The following is a 246-nucleotide window of genomic DNA, read 5'->3' on the forward strand; positions in this document are numbered from 1 at the left end:
CTAGTGTCCTGATTCCGAAGTTTGAGCCATTTCGGTTTGGTGTTGTGCGACTTGAAGCGTAGCCAGACAGAAGCGCTTGATGGTGTTGAGGATATCGTCGGCCGACTTGGTCCATCTGAAGGGCTTTGGATCGGCATTGACGGCTTCGATGTAAGTTTTGATTGCCGCTTCCAGCTCCTGTGTCGACCTATGGACGCCGCGCCTGATCTGCTTTTCGGTCAGGTTGGCGAAGAAGCGTTCGACCTG

1 pseudogene is annotated in these 246 nt (G+C 53.7%); it reads right to left on the minus strand.

What is annotated here, in order from left to right:
* Window positions 1-246: pseudogene (locus FCU66_RS40710) on the minus strand (IS630 family transposase); the annotation flags it as partial.

It is taken from the genome of Mesorhizobium norvegicum, assembly GCF_004919685.1.
GTDB lineage: Bacteria > Pseudomonadota > Alphaproteobacteria > Rhizobiales > Rhizobiaceae > Mesorhizobium > Mesorhizobium norvegicum.